Origin of the sequence: Nocardioides sp. SYSU D00038 (assembly GCF_016924665.1) — a bacterium.
GTDB lineage: Bacteria > Actinomycetota > Actinomycetes > Propionibacteriales > Nocardioidaceae > Nocardioides.
Map to the genome: position 1 here is coordinate 1 of NZ_JAFFJT010000005.1, position 18,153 is coordinate 18,153.

Annotated in this window: 16 protein-coding genes; 5 read left to right on the plus strand and 11 right to left on the minus strand. The window is 73.2% G+C overall.

Annotated elements, in window-relative coordinates:
* Positions 1-90: 90 nt before the first annotated feature.
* Together JT721_RS00920 and JT721_RS00925 are read right to left on the minus strand one after the other, a co-directional pair.
* Positions 91-1,038 carry an LCP family protein gene (locus tag JT721_RS00920; protein ID WP_205471014.1) on the minus strand — a complete coding sequence of 316 codons (948 nt, stop codon included), beginning with the start codon at positions 1,036-1,038 and terminating at the stop codon, positions 91-93.
* Positions 1,035-1,649 (minus strand): hypothetical protein, encoded by a 615-nt coding sequence (locus JT721_RS00925; RefSeq protein ID WP_205471015.1) that lies wholly within the window; start codon positions 1,647-1,649, stop codon positions 1,035-1,037. The genes JT721_RS00920 and JT721_RS00925 overlap by 4 nt, the downstream gene beginning before the upstream one ends.
* Before the next feature lie 164 nt (positions 1,650-1,813).
* Here JT721_RS00925 and JT721_RS00930 point away from each other — a divergent pair, with 164 nt between their 5' ends.
* Together JT721_RS00930 and JT721_RS00935 are read left to right on the plus strand one after the other, a co-directional pair.
* Positions 1,814-5,671 carry a multifunctional oxoglutarate decarboxylase/oxoglutarate dehydrogenase thiamine pyrophosphate-binding subunit/dihydrolipoyllysine-residue succinyltransferase subunit gene (locus JT721_RS00930; protein ID WP_205471016.1) on the plus strand — a complete coding sequence of 1,286 codons (3,858 nt, stop codon included), beginning with the start codon at positions 1,814-1,816 and terminating at the stop codon, positions 5,669-5,671.
* A 3-nt stretch (positions 5,672-5,674) separates the two neighbouring features.
* Complete coding sequence (locus tag JT721_RS00935) at positions 5,675-5,851, plus strand: DUF6104 family protein (RefSeq protein WP_205471017.1); 177 nt, start codon at positions 5,675-5,677, stop codon at positions 5,849-5,851.
* Positions 5,852-5,973: 122 nt separating this feature from the next.
* Here the strand turns inward: JT721_RS00935 and JT721_RS00940 are convergent, their stop codons facing one another.
* Positions 5,974-6,582, minus strand: coding sequence for a TetR family transcriptional regulator (locus tag JT721_RS00940; RefSeq protein ID WP_205471018.1), 609 nt, complete (start codon positions 6,580-6,582; stop codon positions 5,974-5,976).
* Positions 6,575-8,890 (minus strand): arylsulfatase, encoded by a 2,316-nt coding sequence (locus tag JT721_RS00945; RefSeq protein ID WP_205471019.1) that lies wholly within the window; start codon positions 8,888-8,890, stop codon positions 6,575-6,577. Before JT721_RS00945 ends, JT721_RS00940 begins: the two co-directional genes overlap by 8 nt.
* Positions 8,891-8,967: 77 nt before the next feature.
* Here JT721_RS00945 and JT721_RS00950 point away from each other — a divergent pair, with 77 nt between their 5' ends.
* Positions 8,968-10,233, plus strand: coding sequence for an MFS transporter (locus JT721_RS00950; RefSeq protein ID WP_205471020.1), 1,266 nt, complete (start codon positions 8,968-8,970; stop codon positions 10,231-10,233).
* 80 nt (positions 10,234-10,313) lie between these two features.
* Positions 10,314-10,946, plus strand: a complete 633-nt coding sequence (locus JT721_RS00955; protein WP_205471021.1) for an acetoacetate decarboxylase family protein — start codon at positions 10,314-10,316, stop codon at positions 10,944-10,946.
* Here JT721_RS00955 and JT721_RS00960 read toward each other — a convergent pair whose 3' ends face one another.
* Genes JT721_RS00960 through JT721_RS00970 form a run of 3 tightly spaced genes read right to left on the minus strand, consistent with a single transcriptional unit; the run spans position 10,947 to position 13,544 of the window.
* The gene (locus JT721_RS00960) at positions 10,947-11,183 is read right to left on the minus strand and encodes a hypothetical protein (protein WP_205471022.1); all 237 of its coding nucleotides are present in this window, start codon (positions 11,181-11,183) and stop codon (positions 10,947-10,949) included.
* A 37-nt stretch (positions 11,184-11,220) separates the two neighbouring features.
* Positions 11,221-12,408 (minus strand): acyl-CoA desaturase, encoded by a 1,188-nt coding sequence (locus tag JT721_RS00965; protein ID WP_205471023.1) that lies wholly within the window; start codon positions 12,406-12,408, stop codon positions 11,221-11,223.
* 14 nt (positions 12,409-12,422) lie between these two features.
* On the minus strand, positions 12,423-13,544 hold the full coding sequence (locus tag JT721_RS00970; RefSeq protein WP_240339905.1) for a ferredoxin reductase: 1,122 nt from the start codon (positions 13,542-13,544) through the stop codon (positions 12,423-12,425).
* A gap of 167 nt (positions 13,545-13,711) precedes the next feature.
* On the opposite strand from JT721_RS00970, the gene JT721_RS00975 reads away from it, so the two are divergent.
* Positions 13,712-14,356, plus strand: a complete 645-nt coding sequence (locus JT721_RS00975; RefSeq protein WP_205471024.1) for a TetR family transcriptional regulator — start codon at positions 13,712-13,714, stop codon at positions 14,354-14,356.
* A 388-nt stretch (positions 14,357-14,744) separates the two neighbouring features.
* On the opposite strand, the gene JT721_RS00980 is transcribed toward JT721_RS00975, so the two are convergent.
* From JT721_RS00980 to JT721_RS00995, 4 genes are all read right to left on the minus strand, one after another.
* Positions 14,745-15,419, minus strand: a complete 675-nt coding sequence (locus JT721_RS00980; protein ID WP_205471025.1) for an SDR family oxidoreductase — start codon at positions 15,417-15,419, stop codon at positions 14,745-14,747.
* Positions 15,419-16,387 (minus strand): zinc-binding dehydrogenase, encoded by a 969-nt coding sequence (locus JT721_RS00985; protein ID WP_205471026.1) that lies wholly within the window; start codon positions 16,385-16,387, stop codon positions 15,419-15,421. The genes JT721_RS00980 and JT721_RS00985 overlap by 1 nt, the downstream gene beginning before the upstream one ends.
* Positions 16,388-16,437: 50 nt before the next feature.
* The gene (locus JT721_RS00990; protein ID WP_205471027.1) at positions 16,438-17,616 is read right to left on the minus strand and encodes an NADP-dependent malic enzyme; all 1,179 of its coding nucleotides are present in this window, start codon (positions 17,614-17,616) and stop codon (positions 16,438-16,440) included.
* Between the two features lie 155 nt (positions 17,617-17,771).
* Positions 17,772-18,146 (minus strand): S24/S26 family peptidase, encoded by a 375-nt coding sequence (locus tag JT721_RS00995; protein ID WP_307827774.1) that lies wholly within the window; start codon positions 18,144-18,146, stop codon positions 17,772-17,774.
* Positions 18,147-18,153: the final 7 nt, after the last annotated feature.

An 18,153-nucleotide genomic window follows, 5' to 3' on the forward strand; every position in this document is an offset into this window, starting at 1 on the left:
CGGGGGGCCCCACCGCCCCCCGGGCCCCCCCCCCCCCCCCCCCCCCCGCCCCCCCCCCCCCCCCGCGCGCCCCCCCCGACCCGGCGTCGTTCAGCAGCCGCCCTCGAGGGTGGCGTCGTCGCGCGCCCGGTCACCGAGCCGCCGGATCCGGGCGACGTCCGGGATCACCACGCTCGCCCCGCCGACGTTGCCGATGCCGCCCTCGACCAGGCAGGTGGTGATCCGTCCCGGGCGCACCGCCGCGACGGCCCGGGCCAGGCGGTAGACCTCGGTGGGCGAGGCGTCGGTGGCCATGTTCTTGAGCGCGCTGAGCACGCCCCGCTCGATGAAGCCGCGCTGCCGGGCCCGGTCGGCGACCTGTCGCTGGATGCCGCGCAGGGTGCGCTGCTGGTTGAGCGACCGGTCGAAGTCGCCGCGCGGCAGGTTGTAGCGGATCCGCGAGAAGGCCAGGGCGTCGTAGCCGCCGAGGTGGAGGCGGCCGGCCCGGAAGCCCTTGGGCTTGATGGAGTCGTCGTGGAAGCGGCGGGGGTTGTGCACGGTCACGCCGCCGATCGCGTTGATCATCTCCTCGAACTTCTCGAACCGGGTCACGAACACGTAGTGCGGCCGGATACCGACGAGATCGCCCACCGCGCGCGCCAGCACCTGCGGCCCGCCGAAGAAGAGCGCCGCGTTGATCTTGTCGGAGCCGTGGCCGGGGATCGGCACGTAGGAGTCGCGCGGGATCGCGAAGCCGGTGGCGGCGCCGGTGCGGGTGTTGATGCCGACCAGCTGGAGCGCGTCGCCGCGGGTCTCGGTCATCAGCTGACCCGGGCGCGCGTCGGAGCCCACCGCGAGGATCCAGACGACGTCGCGCGGTGCATCGACGCCCTGGGCGCGCGGCACCTTGACCAGAGCCATGTCGGTGGGGGCCACCGTGGAGTCGGGGACCACCAGCGCCGAGACGGCGAGCACGCCGCCGAGCAGGGTCGTGGACAGCAGCCTCGCGAGCCGGCCGCGCCGGCGGCGAGGACGGTGCTGGTGGGCGGTGCGGGTCATGCCGAGGCCCCCTTGGTGACGTCGAAGCCGAAGATCCGCCAGCGACCGCGCTCCTTGGTGAGGAACAGCGAGCCGGCGACGCGCTCGTTGCGCTCGGTCGCGCCGGCGGTGTCGTAGCGCAGCACGAAGACCGCGGTGACCCCGACCGGGCGGCCGTCGAGGGCGAGCACGTCGAGCCGCAGCTCGCGCTTGGTGGGGGTGACCCCCTGGAGCTCGGCGCCCGTGGCGGCGTTGGTCATCAGGTCCTGCTGGCGCCGTGCCTCCCGGCGGGCGCCGCTGGTGAAGCCGGGGAACGCCTGCTCGAAGTCGGTGCGGGGGTAGGCGCCGAGGTAGGCGGCGTCCCACCAGCGGTCCACGAGCGCGGTCAGCTGGTCCTTGAGCGGCTGACGCCCGGCCGGGCGCAGCCGCCCGGAGACCTTGCCGATCGTGGTGCGGGTGGCGAGCTCGCCCGCCGCCTCGGGGGCCGCGGACCGCGACGGCCCGGCGTCGGGCTCGTCGTCCCCGGTGCAGCCGCCGAGCAGGGTCGCCAGCAGGGTCGCGAGCAGCGCCGCGGTGACCACCGCCGGGCCCCGCGCCGAGGCGCTCCGGGGTCGTCGTCGGGCCGTGTGCATGGGTGTGGACCTCCCCTTGTCCGTGGGTCACGGGCGCGCGTCGCTGTGGCCCTCACTACACCTTGCCCGAAAGCCGACCCTCACCCCTGCATTTGCTGGACCGGGGGACTAGCCTTGACCACTGGAACCCCACCCGAGCGCACTTCCGGAAGAGGCAGCACGTCGTGACGCAGTCGTCAGACACCCCTCAGTCATCCACCGCGGTCCCGGAGGACTTCGGCGCCAACGAGTGGCTGGTCGAGGAGATGCGCGACCAGTACGACGCCGACCCCGCGAGCGTCGACCCCTCGTGGGCCGCCTACTTCGGCAACGGCTCGGCCAACGGCAGCGCCGGCACCGGTGGGGGCGCGAGCGGCTCGGAGACCAACGGCGCCGCGCCGCGCTCGGCAGCGCCCGCCGCCACCGCGCAGCCCAAGAGCGACGCGAAGGCCCGGCCCGACCAGAAGACCGAGGCGAAGCCCGCCGACGCGAAGACCGAGCAGAAGACCGAGGAGAAGGCCGAGGAGAAGGCCGAGCAGAAGGCCGGCGCGAAGACCGAGGCCCTCGCGACCCCCGGCGGCGGCACCCCGACGCCGGTGGCCAAGCCCCGCCCGGCGGCCAAGGCCGCCGAGCCGGCGAAGGGCACCACCAACCCGATGCCCAAGGAGTCGCGCCCGCCCGCCCCTGCCGCGGCGAGCGACGAGCCGACGTACACCGTGCTGCGCGGCGCCCCCGCGCGCACCGCCCAGAACATGGACTTGTCGCTGACCGTCCCCACCGCCACCTCGGTGCGCTCGGTGCCGGTGAAGCTGCTGTGGGACAACCGCACCGTCATCAACAACCACCTCGCCCGCGCCCGCGGCGGCAAGGTCTCCTTCACCCACCTGATCGGCTACGCGCTGGTCAAGGCGGTCAAGGCGATGCCGGAGATGAACGTCGGGTTCGACGTCGTCGACGGCAAGCCCAACCTGATCACGCCGGCCCACATCAACCTCGGCCTGGCCATCGACGTCCCCAAGCCCGACGGGTCGCGCCAGCTGCTCGTCCCGGCGATCAAGGCCGCCGAGACGATGGACTTCGCCGGGTTCTGGACGGCCTACGAGGAGGTCGTCCGCAAGGCCCGCGACAACAAGCTGACGGTCGACGACTTCAAGGGCACCTCGATCTCGCTGACCAACCCCGGCGGCATCGGCACCAGCCACTCGGTCCCGCGCCTGATGAAGGGGCAGGGCGCGATCGTCGGCGTCGGCGCGATGGAGTACCCGCCGGAGTGGCAGGGCGCGTCGGAGGACGCCATCGCCCGCAACGCCATCAGCAAGGTGATGACCCTCACCTCGACCTACGACCACCGGGTCATCCAGGGCGCCCAGTCGGGCGAGTTCCTCAAGCGCATCCACGGGCTGCTGCTCGGCGAGGAGGACTTCTACGACGAGATCTTCCGCTCGCTGCGGATCCCCTACGAGCCGATCCGGTGGTCCAACGACATCTCGACGTCCCACGACGACGAGATCAGCAAGCAGGCCCGGATCCTCGAGCTGATCCACGCCTACCGGGTGCGCGGCCACATGATGGCCGACACCGACCCGCTGGAGTACCGCCAGCGCAGCCACCCCGACCTCGAGATCGAGTCGCACGGCCTCACGCTGTGGGACCTCGACCGCGAGTTCGCCACCGGCTCGTTCGGCGGCGAGGGCCGGCGGTTCATGAAGCTGCGCCAGATCCTCGGCATCCTGCGCGACTCCTACTGCCGCACCACCGGCATCGAGTACATGCACATCATGGACCCCGAGCAGCGCCGCTGGATCCAGGAGCGCGTCGAGCAGCCGCACACCAAGCCGCCCCGCGAGGAGCAGCTGCGGATCCTGCTCAAGCTCAACCAGGCCGAGGCGTTCGAGACGTTCCTGCAGACGAAGTTCGTCGGGCAGAAGCGGTTCAGCCTCGAGGGCGGCGAGACCACCATCCCGGTGATCGACGAGATCTGCGAGGCCGCGGCCGAGGTCGGGCTCGACGAGGTCACGATGGGCATGGCCCACCGCGGGCGCCTCAACGTGCTGGCCAACATCGTCGGCAAGAAGTACTCCCAGATCTTCCGCGAGTTCGAGGGCAACATCGACCCGCGCACGGTCCAGGGGTCCGGCGACGTGAAGTACCACCTCGGCGCCGAGGGCGAGTTCGTCGCCGGCTCCGGCGACACCATCAAGGTGTCGGTGGCCGCCAACCCCTCGCACCTCGAGGCCGTCGACCCGGTGCTCGAGGGCATCGCCCGGGCCAAGCAGGACGTGCTCGACCAGGGCGCCGCGTACCCCGTGCTGCCGCTGCTCGTCCACGGCGACGCCGCCTTCGCGGGGCAGGGCGTCGTGGCCGAGACGCTCAACCTGAGCCAGCTGCGCGGCTACCGCACCGGCGGCACCATCCACGTGGTCGTCAACAACCAGGTGGGCTTCACCACGTCCCCCGGCTCGTCGCGCTCGTCGCTCTACTGCACCGACGTGGCCCGGATGGTCCAGGCGCCGATCTTCCACGTCAACGGCGACGACCCCGAGGCCTGCATCCGGGTCGCCCGGCTCGCCTTCGAGTACCGCCAGGCGTTCAACAAGGACGTCGTCATCGACCTGGTCTGCTACCGCCGGCGCGGGCACAACGAGGGCGACGACCCGTCGTACACCCAGCCGCTGATGTACGACCTCATCGAGCAGAAGCGCTCGGTGCGCAAGCTCTACACCGAGTCGCTGATCGGTCGTGGCGACATCACGATCGAGGAGGCCGAGCAGGTGCTGCGCGACTACCAGCAGCAGCTGGAGCGCGTCTTCACCGAGGTGCGCGACGCCTCGACCCAGCCCTCGGAGTGGACGACGGTCCCCGACTACCCCGACAAGCCCGCCGGCGAGACCCAGACCTCGGTCTCGCCCGAGGTGCTCAAGCGGATCGCCGACGCCTACGTCACGCCGCCCGACGGGTTCACCGTGCACCCCAAGGTGATGCCGCAGCTGCAGCGCCGGGCCACCGCGATCACCGACGGCCCGATCGACTGGGGCACCGGCGAGATCCTCGCCTTCGGCTCGCTGCTGATGGACGGCCGCCCGGTGCGCCTGGCCGGCCAGGACTCCCGTCGCGGCACCTTCGTGTCCCGCTTCGGCACCATCATCGACCGGGTCAACGCCGACGAGTGGACGCCGCTGTCGTCGCTCACCGAGGACCAGGCGAAGTTCTACATCTACGACTCGCTGCTCTCCGAGTACGCCGCGCTCGGCTTCGAGTACGGCTACTCCGTGGCCCGGCCCGAGGCGCTGGTGCTGTGGGAGGCGCAGTTCGGCGACTTCGTCAACGGCGCCCAGACGGTGATCGACGAGTTCATCACCTCCGGCGAGACCAAGTGGCGCCAGCAGTCCGGCGTCGTGCTGCTGCTCCCCCACGGCTACGAGGGCCAGGGTCCCGATCACTCCTCCGCCCGGATCGAGCGGTTCATGACCATGGCGGCCGACGACGCCTTCACCGTGGCCCAGCCGTCGACCCCCGCGTCGTACTTCCACCTGCTGCGCTCGCACTCGCTCGGCGAGGAGCACCGCCCGCTCATCGTGTTCACGCCGAAGTCGATGCTCAAGCGCAAGGAGGCCGCCTCGCAGCCCAGCGACTTCACCTCGGGCACGTTCCGGCCGTTCCTCAGCGACGCCGGCGCCGACCCCGAGAAGGTCGACACGCTGCTGGTCTGCTCGGGCCGGATCACCTGGGACCTGATGGTGGAGCGCGCCAAGCGCGAGGACGCCGAGCGGTTCGCGATCGCGCGGGTCGAGCAGCTCTACCCGGCCCCGCTGGACGACATCCGTGCCGAGATCGCCCGCTACCCGCACCTCAAGGCGCTGCGCTGGGTGCAGGACGAGCCGGCGAACATGGGCCCCTGGCCGCACTACGCGCTGAACGTGTGGCCCGAGGTCGACGCCCAGGTGCAGCCGGTCACCCGCGCCGCGTCGTCGTCCCCGTCGGTCGGCACGGTCAAGCGGCACCAGGCCGAGCAGAAGGACCTGGTCGGCAAGGCCTTCTCGTAGGCCATGTACTTCACCGACCGCGGCATCGAGGAGCTCCAGCAGCGCCGGGGTGACGACGAGGTCACCCTGGCCTGGGTCGCCGACCAGCTCCAGGCGTTCGTCGACGTCCACCCCGACTTCGAGACCCCCATCGAGCGGTTCGCCACCTGGCTCGCCCGCCTCGACGACCCCGAGGACTAACCGCTGGTTGAGGAAGTTGCGCTGGCAACTGTCTCGAAACCCCCGCACCCGAAAGCCCTCCCGTCCCCACCGGAGGGCTCTTGCCGGCCACCGGGTTTCGAGACAGGCGTTGCACGCCGTCCTCAACCACCAGGGATGCCGACCGCCTCGAACGCCGCCTCGACGTGCGGGGCGAGCGGGCCGGCGGGGGCCTGGAGCCAGGCGGCGAAGGCGGTGCGCCAGACGGCGACCGCGGTCGCGGCGGCCACGGTGGCGCGGAGGTCGGGGGCGCGGAGGCCGCGGCGGGCGGCCAGCCCGCCGGCGAGTGCGGACTCCCAGGCGGTGATCGTGTCGGCGGTGCGACCCCGCAGCGCGGCCGACGTGCGTACGGCGCGGGCCCGCTGCCGCACCCGCGACCGCTCGCCCTCGAACTCCGTCGCCATCGCGGCCAGGGCGCTCGCCGCGGCGGGCAGGTCGTCGAGGCCGGACGGCGCCGCGGCGACGAGGTCGGTCAGGCGGGTGCGGCGCTCCTGCCACCCCATGTCGAGCACCTCGTCCTTGGCGGCGAAGTAGCGGAAGAACGTGCGCGGCGAGACCCCGGCCTCGGCGGCGATCGCCTCGACCGTGGTCGCGTCGTAGCCGTCGCGGGCGAAGAGCCGCAGCGCGGCGTCCTCGAGCGACCGGCGGGTCGACCGCTTGTGGCGCTCGCGCAGCCCGACCGCACCGCTCGACCGCCCAGGTTGCTCAGTCACCGGCCACCGCCGCCCGCACCCGCGCGGCCCGCTCGGCGTCGTCCTCCGGGCGGCCGCTGCGCAGCACCACCCGGCGCAGCTCGCCGGTGAACTCGAACGGCGGGGTGTAGTCGGTCGAGACGGCGAGCCCCCGGTCGCGACCCACCAGCAGACCGGCGCCCGACGAGGACAGGTTGGGCAGGAACATCAGCCCCGGCACCGGCTCGTCGGCCACCACCGATCCGTCGACGCGGAGCTCCGCGCGGGCGGGCCGCTCGCGCCCGGCGGGCCGGTAGACGAGCTCGACGACGTGCTCCCCCGGCGGCACGGCGTCGGGGGCGGCGACCCGCGTCGTCGCGTCGAGCAGCGCGAACGTCGCGACCGGGCGGCCCGCGAGCAGGTGCAGCCCCCACCCGCCGTGCCGGTCGCCGAGCGCCACCACGACCCCCTCCGCCCCCGACTCGGGCACCGCGAACTCCGCCCGCAGCACGAACCCACCACCGGTCGGCGGCAGCTGCGGCTCCTGCACCGGTCCCCCGCCGGGCGCGTAGACGCCCTCGGCGGGCGGTGGGAACTCGCCGGGGTGGAGGTGGGCCATCGACTGGGGGAACTCGAAGAGCGGCAGCACCTGGTTGCGGCCCGCCTCGGCCCACCACAGCCCCTCGAGCCGGCGTACGACGTCGGGGTGGTCGGCCGCGACGTCGGTGCTCTCGGAGAAGTCCGCGCGCAGGTCGAAGAGCGACCACCGGTCGGTGGCGTGGTCGTGGCTGCCCTCGAGGTGGTCGCGCTCGCCGAACTGGTTGGCGACGTGGTCGGTGACGGCCTTCCAGCCCTCGGCGTAGACGCCGCGCGAGCCCATCATCTCGAAGTACTGCAGGTGCCGGTGCTCGGCGGCACCGCCGTCGCCGATGCTGGCGAGGAACGACGTCCCGTCGACCGGCTGCTGGCTCACGCCGTCGACGGTCGCGGGCACCGGCACACCGGCCGCCTCGAGCACGGTCGGGAACAGGTCGACGACGTGGGTGAACTGGTCGCGCACCGCTCCGGGGTCGGTGACCCGGCTCGGCCAGCGCAGCACCAGCGGCGTGCGCACCCCGCCGAGCCACGCGTAGCGCTTCCACAACCGTAGCGGGGTGTTGCCGGCCCAGGCCCAACCCCACGGGTAGTGGTTGAACGTGTCGTGGCCGCCGAGGGCGTCGACCGACCCGAGCGCGGTCTGCTCGTCCTCGTGGAGACCGAGCCAGCCGGCGGCCTCGTTGAGGGTGCCGGTGGGGCCGCCCTCGGCGCTGGCGCCGTTGTCGGAGAGCACCATCACCAGCGTGTCGTCGGTCAGGCCGCGCTCGTCGAGGAAGTCGAGCAGCCGCCCGAGGTGGTGGTCGGTGTGGGCGAGGAAGCCGGCGAAGACCTCCATGTAGCGGGCGTAGAGCCGGCGCTGCTCGGGGCCGAGGTCGTCCCACGCCGGCACCCACGACGGCCGCGGCGTGAGCACCGTGCCGGCCGGGACGACGCCCGCCGCCACCTGGCGGGCGAAGACCTCCTCGCGGTACGCCTCCCAGCCGTGGTCGAAGCGGCCCCGGTAGGGCTCGACCCACTCCGCGGCGACCTGGTGCGGTGCGTGCGCGGCACCGGTGGCGAGGTAGCAGAAGAACGGCTTGCGCGACTCGGCCTGCTGCTGGTCCTGGATCATCCGGATCGCCTGGTCGACCAGGTCCTCGGTGAGGTGGTAGCCCTCCTCGGGGGTGGCGGGCGGGTCGACGTGGGTGTTGTCGCGCACCAGCTCCGGTGACCACTGGCTGGTCTCGGCGCCGAGGAAGCCGTAGAAGCGCTCGAAGCCCAGGCCCAGCGGCCAGCGCTCGAACGGCCCGGCCGAGGAGTACTCCGTGCGGGGCGTGAGGTGCCACTTGCCGACGGCCATGGTGTTGTAGCCGGACTCGCGCAGGAGCCGGGCGACCGACGCCGCCGAGCGCGGGATCCGCCCGGTGTAGCCCGGGAACCCCATCGCGGCCTCCTGGGTGACCCCCATCCCCACGGCGTGGTGGTTGCGCCCCGTGAGCAGCGCGGCGCGGGTGGAGGAGCAGACCGAGGTGACGTGGAAGCGCTGGTAACGCAGCCCCTCGGCAGCCAGCGCGTCGATCCGCGGGGTGTCGATGCCGGCGCCGAAGCAGCCGAGCTGGGCGAAGCCGACGTCGTCGAGCACGACCACCAGCACGTTGGGCGCGTCGGGCCCGGGACGGCCGTAGCCGACCGCTCGACCCGCGGAGCCGGCGACCCGGTCGGTGATCCGCTGGGGCGGTGGCAGGTGGTCGGCCGACGCGGGCACGAAGTCCATGCCAGGACCCTAGGGCGGATCTCCCCGAAGTGACAGTGCGTTGACAGTTGACATCGCGGTGCCACACGATCGCCGACATGAGGGAGCGGCCGCCCCGGCGGCGGACGCCGGACGCCCGCTGGACGCTGCCGCCGCTCGCGGTGCTCTTCGGCCTCAACCTCGTCGACGAGCTCGACCGGCTCGCCTTCGCCGCGCTGACCCCGGAGTTGCGAGACGCGTTCGGCCTCTCCGACGCCCAGGTGGTGGCGGTGGGGGCAGTCGCCGGACTATTCATCATGCTCGGCGCGCTCCCCCTCGGCTGGCTCGGCGATCGGGTGGCCCGGGTGCGGCTGGTGGTGGTCGCGGCCCTGGTCTGGAGCGCGATGTCGGTGCTCACCGGCGCGGCGTGGGCGGTCTGGGTGCTGGTGCTGGCCCGGGCCCTCTCCGGCATCGCCCGCACCTCCAACGAGGTGGTCCACCCCAGCCTGCTCGTCGACTACTACCGACCCGTCGACCAGCCCCGCGCCTTCCAGGTGCACCGGCTGGCCACCCCGCTCAGCACGGTGCTCGGCCTGGCCGTCGGCGGGCTCGGGCTGCTCGTCGGCTGGCGCTGGACGTTCGTGCTCATCGCGGTGCCGACCTGGCTGCTCGTCGCGGCCGCACTCTCGCTGCGCGAGCCGTCGCGCGGTCCGGCACCCGTCGCGACCGCCGCTCCGGTCGCGCGGGTGGGGTTCGGCGCCGCCCGTCGCGCGATCACCGGGATGCCGACGATCCGCCGCCTCTGGGTGGCGGCGTTCCTGCTGGGCGCGGCGTTCATCGGGGTCACCCAGCTGCTCTCGCTGTTCTTCGAGCGCGAGCACGCCTTCGACGCCCTGGGTCGAGGCCTCGTGCAGACGGCGTACGGCGCGGGCACGGTCGTGGGCATCGTCCTCGGCGCCCGGGCCGCGGGTCGGGCGATCGCGACGCAGCGCTGGGAGCGGCTGCCGACCGTGATCGCCGCGGGCGTGCTGACGACCTCGGCCGGCCTGCTGCTGCTGGCGGTGACGCCGTGGAGCGGGGTGTCGGTGGCCCAGTGCGTGCTGCTCGGCGTCGGCATGGGGGTCTGGCAGCCGGCGTTCTACCCCCTGGTCGGCCGGATCGTCGCGCCGGCGATCCGCACCCAGGCGTTCGGCTGGACGCTGCTGGTCTCGGGCCTGGGCGCCGGCCTCGCCGTGCCGCTGGCCCGCCTCGGCCAGGCGGAGGGCTACCGGCTCTCGTTCGGACTGATGGCCGGCTGCATGCTGGTCGCCGCGTGGGTGCTGGCCTCGGCGGCCCGGCGGCTGCCGCACGACGTCGCGGCCGCCGGTCCGGTCCTCCCGGCCTGACCGAGCGTTCTGACAGGGCGTCATTCCAGAAAGCGGGCGGCCCCCTCGCGGCCGCTCCCCGCCTGTTCTAGTCTCGCGCCATGACCTCACCGGCCGACGCCCCCCTCGACGTCGCCTACCCGGACGCCCCGTGGCGGATGGTGGGCCAGCTGTGGCTCTCGCTGTTCCGGGTGCCCCAGCCGGTCGACGGGCTGCGCCCGGCGGGCATCTACGGCGCGGCGTTCGTCTCCTACGAGGAGGGCAGCCCGCTGACCTACTCCGAGCTGCTCGTCGCGCGGCCGCTGCGCACCGACGACGCGGGCCGGCGGGTCACGATCACCGACATCTGGGTCGACTCCCCCGCCTCGGTCGCCGGCGGCCGGGCGCTGTGGGCGATCCCGAAGGGCCTGTGCGACTTCACGCTCGAGAGCGAGCGCACCGGCCCGTACACCTCCACCGAGTGGGGGGCGAGCCTCGAGCGGCGACCGATCGCGCACGCCCGGTTCCGCGACGTCTCGCGGGGGATGCTGCGGGCGCCGTTCAAGGGCGGCACCTGGCAGCCGCCCGTCGACGGGCACACCCGCCCGGCCACCGCGACCCTCCAGGGCTCGGCCAAGGCGCTGCCGTGCTGGGGCCGCTGGGACTTCGCCGCCGACGGACCGCTCGGCTTCCTGCACGGCCGCCGGGCGCTCGCGTCGTTCCGGATGGCCGACTTCCGGATGTCGTTCGGCTGATCAGGCCTCGGCGTCCGCGACGCCGTCCTCGACCTTGCCGTCGTCGCCCGCCCGCCGGGCGGCCTCGCGGATCTCGAACACCTCGGTGGCGAAGCCGCCCACGGCGGTGGCGACGTCCTTGACGGCCGTGGTGATGATCGAGGCGACCTCACCGACCGCCACCGCGGCGGCCTCGGCGGTCGACTGGATCGCGTCCTTGCCGATCTCGGCCTTCGACAGGTGCTCCGGGTCACTCATGGTCACCAGTCTGACCGCTCGGCGCCCGGTTGGCACCTCAGGCCGCCGCGACCGGCCGGACGGCGGCGTCGGGCTCGGACGCCGGCGCCGGCTTGCGGTCGGGCAGCGCCATCCGGCAGATCTTCTTGGCCACGCTGAACAGCTGCTTCCCGAGCGGCCCGGTGTTGTAGGGCAGGCCGTAGCGCTCGCAGATGTCGCGGACCTCCTCGGCGATCTCCGGGTAGCGCCGGGCCGGCAGGTCCGGGAACAGGTGGTGCTCGATCTGGTGGCTGAGGTTGCCAGTCATCACGTGGAAGAGCTTGCCGCCGGTGATGTTGGCCGAGCCGAGCAGCTGGCGGTAGTACCACTGCCCACGCGACTCGTCCTCGCACTCCTCCTCGGAGAAGGTCGCCACCCCGGCCGGGAAGTGGCCGCAGAAGATGATGTTGAACGCCCAGATGTTGCGCACCAGGTTGGCGGTGGCGTTGCCGGCGAACGTCAGCGGGAACAGCGGGCCGGTCAGCGCCGGGAACAGCAGGTAGTCCTTGATCGCCTGGCGCTTGACCTTGCGCATGATGCCGGCGTGGAGCGCCTTGTTCTCCGAGACCTTGCGCTTGCCGGAGACGATGTTCTCGACCTCGAGGTCGTGCATGGCCACGCCCCACTCGAAGAAGATCATCAGCAGGAACGCGTAGACCGGGTTGCCGAGGTAGTAGGGGTGCCACTTCTGGTCCTCGTCCATGCGCAGGATGCCGTAGCCGATGTCACGGTCCTTGCCGAGGATGTTGGTGTAGGTGTGGTGGATGTAGTTGTGGCTGTGCTTCCACTGGTCGCTGGGGCAGACGTTGTCCCACTCGTACATCCGGGAGTTCAGGCCGGGGTCGCCCATCCAGTCGTACTGGCCGTGCATGACGTTGTGGCCGATCTCCATGTTGTCGAGGATCTTGGAGATGCTCAGCGCGGCGACCGCGAGCGGCCAGGCCGGCGGCAGGTACATCAGGGCGCGGCCGGCGACCTCGAGCTGGCGCTGGCGGCGCACCACCTCGCGGATGTACGACGCGTCCGCCTCGCCGAGGTCGGCGATCACCCGCTGCCGGATCGCGTCGAGCTCCTCGCCGAAGCGGTCGAGCTCCTCGGTGGTGAGCCGGCGGACGGCGTCCGGGTCGATGGTGGCCTGGGTGCTGGCCTGGGTGCTGGCCTGGGTGCCGCTGGAGGTGCTGGTGGGGGTGCTGGTCGTGGTGCTCATGTGGTGCTCCCTTCTCAGACGTCGACGACGCAGTCGCCGACGGGGGCGGAGACGCAGATCCGGATGTCCTCGTCCGGCAGGGAGGACTCCTCGCCGGTCAGGACGTTGCGCACGGTGCCCTCGCTCTTGCGCGAGGTGCAGGAGAAGCAGATGCCCATCCGGCAGCCGAACTCGGGCTTCAGGCCGAGTGCCTCGGCCTGCTCGAGCAGCGAGGCCCCGGTGTTGGGCGCCTCCTTGCCGGAGCGGCTGAACGCGACCGAGCCCTCGGCGGTGCCGGCGTCGGCGACCCGCGGCGGCTTGAAGTACTCCACGCGCAGCGCTTCGGAGCCGTCGTACGCCGCCTGCACGGCCTCGATCAGCGGGGCCGGCCCGCAGGCCCAGGTGGGCACGTCGCGGTAGCCGGGCACCAGCCGCTCGAGGAACGCCGGCGAGAGGTTCGGGTCGCCGAGCTCGGGGTGGAGCAGGTGGACGTCGATGCCGTCGCCCGAGCGCCGCACCCGGTCGAGCTCGTCGGCGAAGATCTGGTGCTCGGGGCTCTGGGCGTAGTGCACGAAGGTGACCCGGCCGCGGTGGGTGCGGCGCTGCAGCGATCGCAGCATCGACATCACCGGCGTGATGCCGGAGCCGCCGGAGAGGAACAGCACGTGCTCGGGCACCCGGTCGGGCAGCACGAAGTCGCCCTCGGCCTGGGAGAGGTGCACGATCGTGCCGGGGGTGGCCTCCTCGACGAGGAACCGCGAGACCACGCCGTCGGGGTTGGCCCGCAGCGTGATCGTGAACCGGTCGCCGTGGCGCGAGTCGGGGCTGGAGACGGTGAAGACCCGCGTCGTACGGCGGGCACCGTGCACCTCGACGCCGAGCTGCACGTGCTGGCCGGCGCGGTGGCCGCGCCAGGTCGAGGTGGGCTGGAGGGTGATCGTGGCGACGGGCGGGTGGCCGGGCACGTCGACTTCGCGGTGGACGTCGACGACCTTGGCGCGGACCTCGTGGGCGGCCCACATCGGGTTGACCTGCTCGAGGTAGCGGTCCACACCGTGGGGGGAGGCCAGCGCGGCCAGGACGCGGGAGCGCAGCAGGCGCTGCCCCAGCGCGAGCGGCTGGCCGCTGCGCATCGCCGGAGCGTCGGTGGTGCTCATCGGCGGTCTCCTCGGGTCGAAGTTCAGTGAACGTTCGTACACTCAAACTGTCCCAAGGGCTCCCAGCAGGGTCAAGGGGAAGGGCGGGTGATGGTCGCCACGGGCTCCCGTGACGGTGGACACCTGTGCACCGGGGTACGGGGGTGGGGTTGGCCTACGATCGTGGGGTGCCGTCGACGTCCGCTCCCCCGCCCGCCACCCGTGGTGAGCGGAAGGAGCGCACCCGGCGCGCGATCCTCGACGCCGCGCTGCGGCTGTGCGAGGACAGCAGCCTGGTCGCGCTGTCGCTGCGCGCGGTCGCCAAGGAGGTCGGGATCGTGCCGACCGCCTTCTACCGCCACTTCACCTCGATCGAGGACCTCGGGCTCGAGCTGGTCGACGAGTCCTTCGAGTCGCTGCGCGCGATGCTCAAGGAGGTCCGCCAGGCCGGCGCGACGTCGTTGACCGAGATGATCGACGGCTCGGTGCGGATCCTGGTCGAGCACGTGCACGCGCAGCGCGAGCACTTCATGTTCATCGCCCGCGAGCGCGGCGCCGGCCCGCTGCCCGTGCGCGAGGCGATCCGCCACGAGATCGAGCTGTGCGAGCGCGAGCTCGCCGCCGACCTGCGCCGGATCCCCGGCATGGACCCGTGGTCGCCCGAGGACGTGCAGGTGCTGTCGAACCTGATCGTGATGGCGATGGTCAGCACCGTGGAGTCGGTGCTGCTCGCCGCGCCGGGCTCGGTCGCCGAGCGGCGGATCGCGGAGCGGGCCCGCACCCAGCTGCGGATGGTGCTGGTCGGCGCGCTCCAGTGGGAGTCGCGCGACTGAGGCGGGGCGTCGCGGGCAGCGGTGCGCAGGCCGCCGTTCGCGAGGTGCAGATGGAGGCTGACCCACCGCCACCCCGGCGGGCCGCCCGGGCAGCGGTGCGCAGGCCTTCGTTCGCGAGGTGGAAACGGAGGCTCACCCACCGCCACCCCACGGACCGCCCGGGCAGCGGTGCGCACGCCCCCGTTCGCGAGGTGGAAACGGAGGCTGACCCACCGCCACCCCACGCCCCGCCCGGGCAACGGTGCGCACGCCCCCGTTCGCGAGGTGGAGACGGAGGCTCACCCACCGCCACCCCACGCCCCGCCCGGGCAACGGTGCGCACGCCCGCGTTCGCGAGGTGAAAACGGAGGCTCACCCACCGCCACCCGCGGGCGCCGAGCAGGCGAGGTCAGCGCGGCTTGACCGTCAGGTCGGTGATCGTGGCGTCGCCGGGCAGGTCGAGCACGTGCACGATCGCGTCGACCACGGTCTCGGCCCGCACCCACGCCGCGGCGTCGTAGTCCTTGCCCTCCTGGGCGTGCACCTGCTCCTGCATCGGGGTGGCGGTGCGACCCGGGAACACCGACGTGACCCGCACGCCGGCGGACTGCTCCTCGGCGCGCAGCGAGTCGGCCAGCGCGCGCAGGCCGTGCTTGGAGGCGGCGTACGCCGCCCACTGCGGGTGGGCGAACAGGCCGGCGCCGGAGTTGACCAGCACCACCGTGCCCCGGGCGGCCCGGAGCGCGGGCAGGGCAAGCCGGGTGAGCGCGGCGGGCGCGACCAGGTTGACCAGCGCCTGCTCGGTCCACGCGGCGGTGCTGAGCTCGGCGACCGGCCCCAGCTCGACCACGCCCGCGCAGTGGACCACCGAGTCGAGCACGGGCGGCAGCTGGAGCGTCTCGAGCGAGGGGGGATCGGCCAGGTCGGCGACGAGCACCCGCGCGCCGTCGTACGTCGCGGACAGGTCGGTGGCCCGCTCGGGCGACCGCGCGACGAGCACCAGCTCGTCGCCCCGGGCGTGGAGGCGGGCGGCCAGCGCGGCGCCGATGCCCGAACCGGCCCCCGTGAGGAGGTGGGTGGCCATCAGCGGGTCAGCACGATCTTGCCGAAGACGTCGCCCTCGGCCATCGCGGCGAAGCCCTCGCGGGCCTCGGTCATCGGCAGCACCCGGTCGACCAGCGGCCGGGTGCCGGTGGCGTCGAGCATGGCGACCAGCGAGGCCAGCTCGGTGCGGGTGCCCATCGTGGACCCGATGACGCTGAGCTGGAGGAAGAAGATCCGGGTCAGCTCGGCGTCGTCGAGCTGGGGGCCGGAGGTGGCGCCGGAGATGACGATCCGGCCGCCCGGCCGCAGCGCTCGCACCGAGTGCGACCAGGTGGCCCGGCCCACGGTCTCCATCACCGCGTCGACCTTGACCGGCAGCCGCGCCCCCGACTCGAACACCTCGTGGGCGCCGATCTCGAGCGCCCGGGCCCGCTTCGCCTCGTCGCGGCTGGTGGCCAGCACCCGCAGGCCGGCCGCCCGGGCCAGCGTGATCAGCGCGGTCGCCACCCCGCCACCGGCGCCCTGCACCAGCACGGTGTCGCCGGCCTTGAGGTCGCCCCGGGTGAAGAGCATCCGGTACGCCGTGAGCCAGGCGGTCGGCAGGCACGCGGCCTCCTCGAACGACAGCGACGCCGGCTTGGGCACGACGTTCGCGCGCGGCACGACGACCTTGTCGGCGAAGGTGCCCTGGTGACGCTCGGAGAGCAGCGAGCGGCGCGGGTCGAGCGTCTCGTCGCCGCGCCAGGAGGGGTCACTGATCACCGCGTGCACGACCACCTCGTTGCCGTCCTCGTCGGTGCCGGCGGCGTCGCAGCCGAGGATCATCGGCAGCTGCTCCTGCTTGAGCCCCACGCCGCGCAGCGACCACAGGTCGTGGTGGTTGAGCGAGGCGGCGCGCACGGTCACCGTCGTCCAGCCGTCGGGCGCCTGCGGGTCCGGCCGCTCGTCGACGCGCAGGCCGGAGAGCGGGTCGTCGGTGGAGAAGGACTCGGCGTAGACGGCGAACATGGAGCCCACGCTAGCGACGCCGCCGAGCCCGCGGCATGACCGAGGTCACCTCAGACCCGGGCGACGCCGTCCTCCCGCGCGGCCAGGGCCACCGCCGCCGCGACCGCCGGCCCCACCCGAGGGTCGAACGGCGACGGGATCACCATGTCCTCGGCCAGCGCGTCGCCGACCAGGTCGGCGAGCGCGGTGGCGGCGGCCAGCTTCATGCCCTCGGTGATCGCGGTGGCGTGGACGTCGATCGCGCCGCGGAAGATGCCCGGGAAGGCCAGCACGTTGTTGATCTGGTTGGGGTAGTCGGAGCGCCCGGTCGCGACCACCCGCGCGTGCCGGTGGGCCACCTCGGGGTGCACCTCGGGCGTCGGGTTGGCCAGGCCGAAGATGATCGCGTCGGGCGCCATCCGGGCGACGTCCTCCTCGGCGACCGTGCCGCCGGAGACGCCGATGTAGACGTCGGCGCCCTCGAGCACGTCGCCGAGCGACCCGGTGCGACCGGTCTGGTCGGCGGTCATCGCGGCCAGCGCGCGCTTGACCGGGGTCAGGTCGTCCCGACCGGCGTGCAGCACGCCCTTGCGGTCGGTGACCGCGAGGTCCTTGATGCCGGCCTCGAGCAGGATCTTGGCCACCGCGACGCCGGCCGCGCCCGCCCCGGAGATCACCACGCGGGTCGACTCGGGGTTGCGGCCGGTGAGCTTGAGCGCGTTGGTCAGCGCGGCGAGCGCGACCACCGCGGTGCCGTGCTGGTCGTCGTGGAAGACCGGGACGTCGAGCCGCTCCTTGAGCCGGTCCTCGATCTCGAAGCAGCGCGGAGCCGAGATGTCCTCGAGGTTGATGCCGCCGAAGCTGGGCGCCATCCGCACCACGGTCTCGATGATCTCGTCGACGTCGGTGGTGTCGAGGCAGATCGGGACGCCGTCGACGCCCCCGAACTGCTTGAAGAGCACGGCCTTGCCCTCCATCACCGGCATCGCGGCGGCCGGGCCGATGTCGCCCAGGCCCAGCACGGCGGTGCCGTCGGTGACGATCGCGACCGTGTTGGGCACCCACGTGTAGTGGCGGGTCAGGCTCGGGTCGGCGGCGATCGCCTCGCAGACCCGGGCCACGCCGGGGGTGTAGGCCATCGACAGGTCGTCGCGGTCGCCCAGGGCCACTGTGGACCCGATCGACATCTTGCCTCCGACGTGGAGGTCGAAGACCGGGTCGCCGGAGTGGGGGTGCTGTGCGTCAGCCATCAGCTCAAGAACCTTCGGGGCAGGAAGAGACGGTCGGGTGCGGCACGCGCCGCGAGCGGTGGCTCGCGGGACCGGCACGATCCGGGGGGTCTCCCCTGCTGGCAGTCTCGCACAGCGAGCCCCTCCTCCGACCCGGTTCCGGGGCATGGCATGGGTCACAGGCGGTGTCGCAGCGGCGGCGGCCAGAGCCGCCAGCGCACCACCGCCAGCACGTCGCCCTCGCGCACCGGGCCGCGGTGGCGGGAGTCGACGCCGACGGCCGGGTCGTCGCTGAGCAGCCACCAGCCCGGGTCGCCGGCGGCCGTCGTACGACGCTCCGCGGCGCGCTTCACCGCCACCGTCCCGTCGGCCAGCCGGGCCACCACCACGTCGCCCTCCCGCGGGCCGCGGTGGTGGTCGACGAGGAGCCGGTCGCCGGGGCGCAGAGTGGGCCGCATCGAGTCGCCGTGCACGCGCGCCAGCCCCCAGCGGCGGCCCCGCGCAGGCGTGGGCCGTCCGCCAGCGGGTACCGCGTTCTTGCCGGTCGACACGCGGAGT

Bases quoted from the DNA above. Each gene is read 5' to 3' on its own strand.
- JT721_RS00980 (WP_205471025.1), bottom strand. From the start codon at position 15,419: ATGGCCACCCACCTCCTCACGGGGGCCGGTTCGGGCATCGGCGCCGCG.
- JT721_RS00970 (WP_240339905.1), bottom strand. From the start codon at position 13,544: ATGAGCACCACCGACGCTCCGGCGATGCGCAGCGGCCAGCCGCTCGCG.
- JT721_RS00950 (WP_205471020.1), top strand. From the start codon at position 8,968: ATGAGGGAGCGGCCGCCCCGGCGGCGGACGCCGGACGCCCGCTGGACG.
- JT721_RS00935 (WP_205471017.1), top strand. From the start codon at position 5,675: ATGTACTTCACCGACCGCGGCATCGAGGAGCTCCAGCAGCGCCGGGGT.
- JT721_RS00920 (WP_205471014.1), bottom strand. From the start codon at position 1,038: ATGACCCGCACCGCCCACCAGCACCGTCCTCGCCGCCGGCGCGGCCGG.
- JT721_RS00985 (WP_205471026.1), bottom strand. From the start codon at position 16,387: ATGTTCGCCGTCTACGCCGAGTCCTTCTCCACCGACGACCCGCTCTCC.
- JT721_RS00955 (WP_205471021.1), top strand. From the start codon at position 10,314: ATGACCTCACCGGCCGACGCCCCCCTCGACGTCGCCTACCCGGACGCC.
- JT721_RS00965 (WP_205471023.1), bottom strand. From the start codon at position 12,408: ATGAGCACCACGACCAGCACCCCCACCAGCACCTCCAGCGGCACCCAG.
- JT721_RS00990 (WP_205471027.1), bottom strand. From the start codon at position 17,616: ATGGCTGACGCACAGCACCCCCACTCCGGCGACCCGGTCTTCGACCTC.
- JT721_RS00960 (WP_205471022.1), bottom strand. From the start codon at position 11,183: ATGAGTGACCCGGAGCACCTGTCGAAGGCCGAGATCGGCAAGGACGCG.
- JT721_RS00925 (WP_205471015.1), bottom strand. From the start codon at position 1,649: ATGCACACGGCCCGACGACGACCCCGGAGCGCCTCGGCGCGGGGCCCG.
- JT721_RS00945 (WP_205471019.1), bottom strand. From the start codon at position 8,890: ATGGACTTCGTGCCCGCGTCGGCCGACCACCTGCCACCGCCCCAGCGG.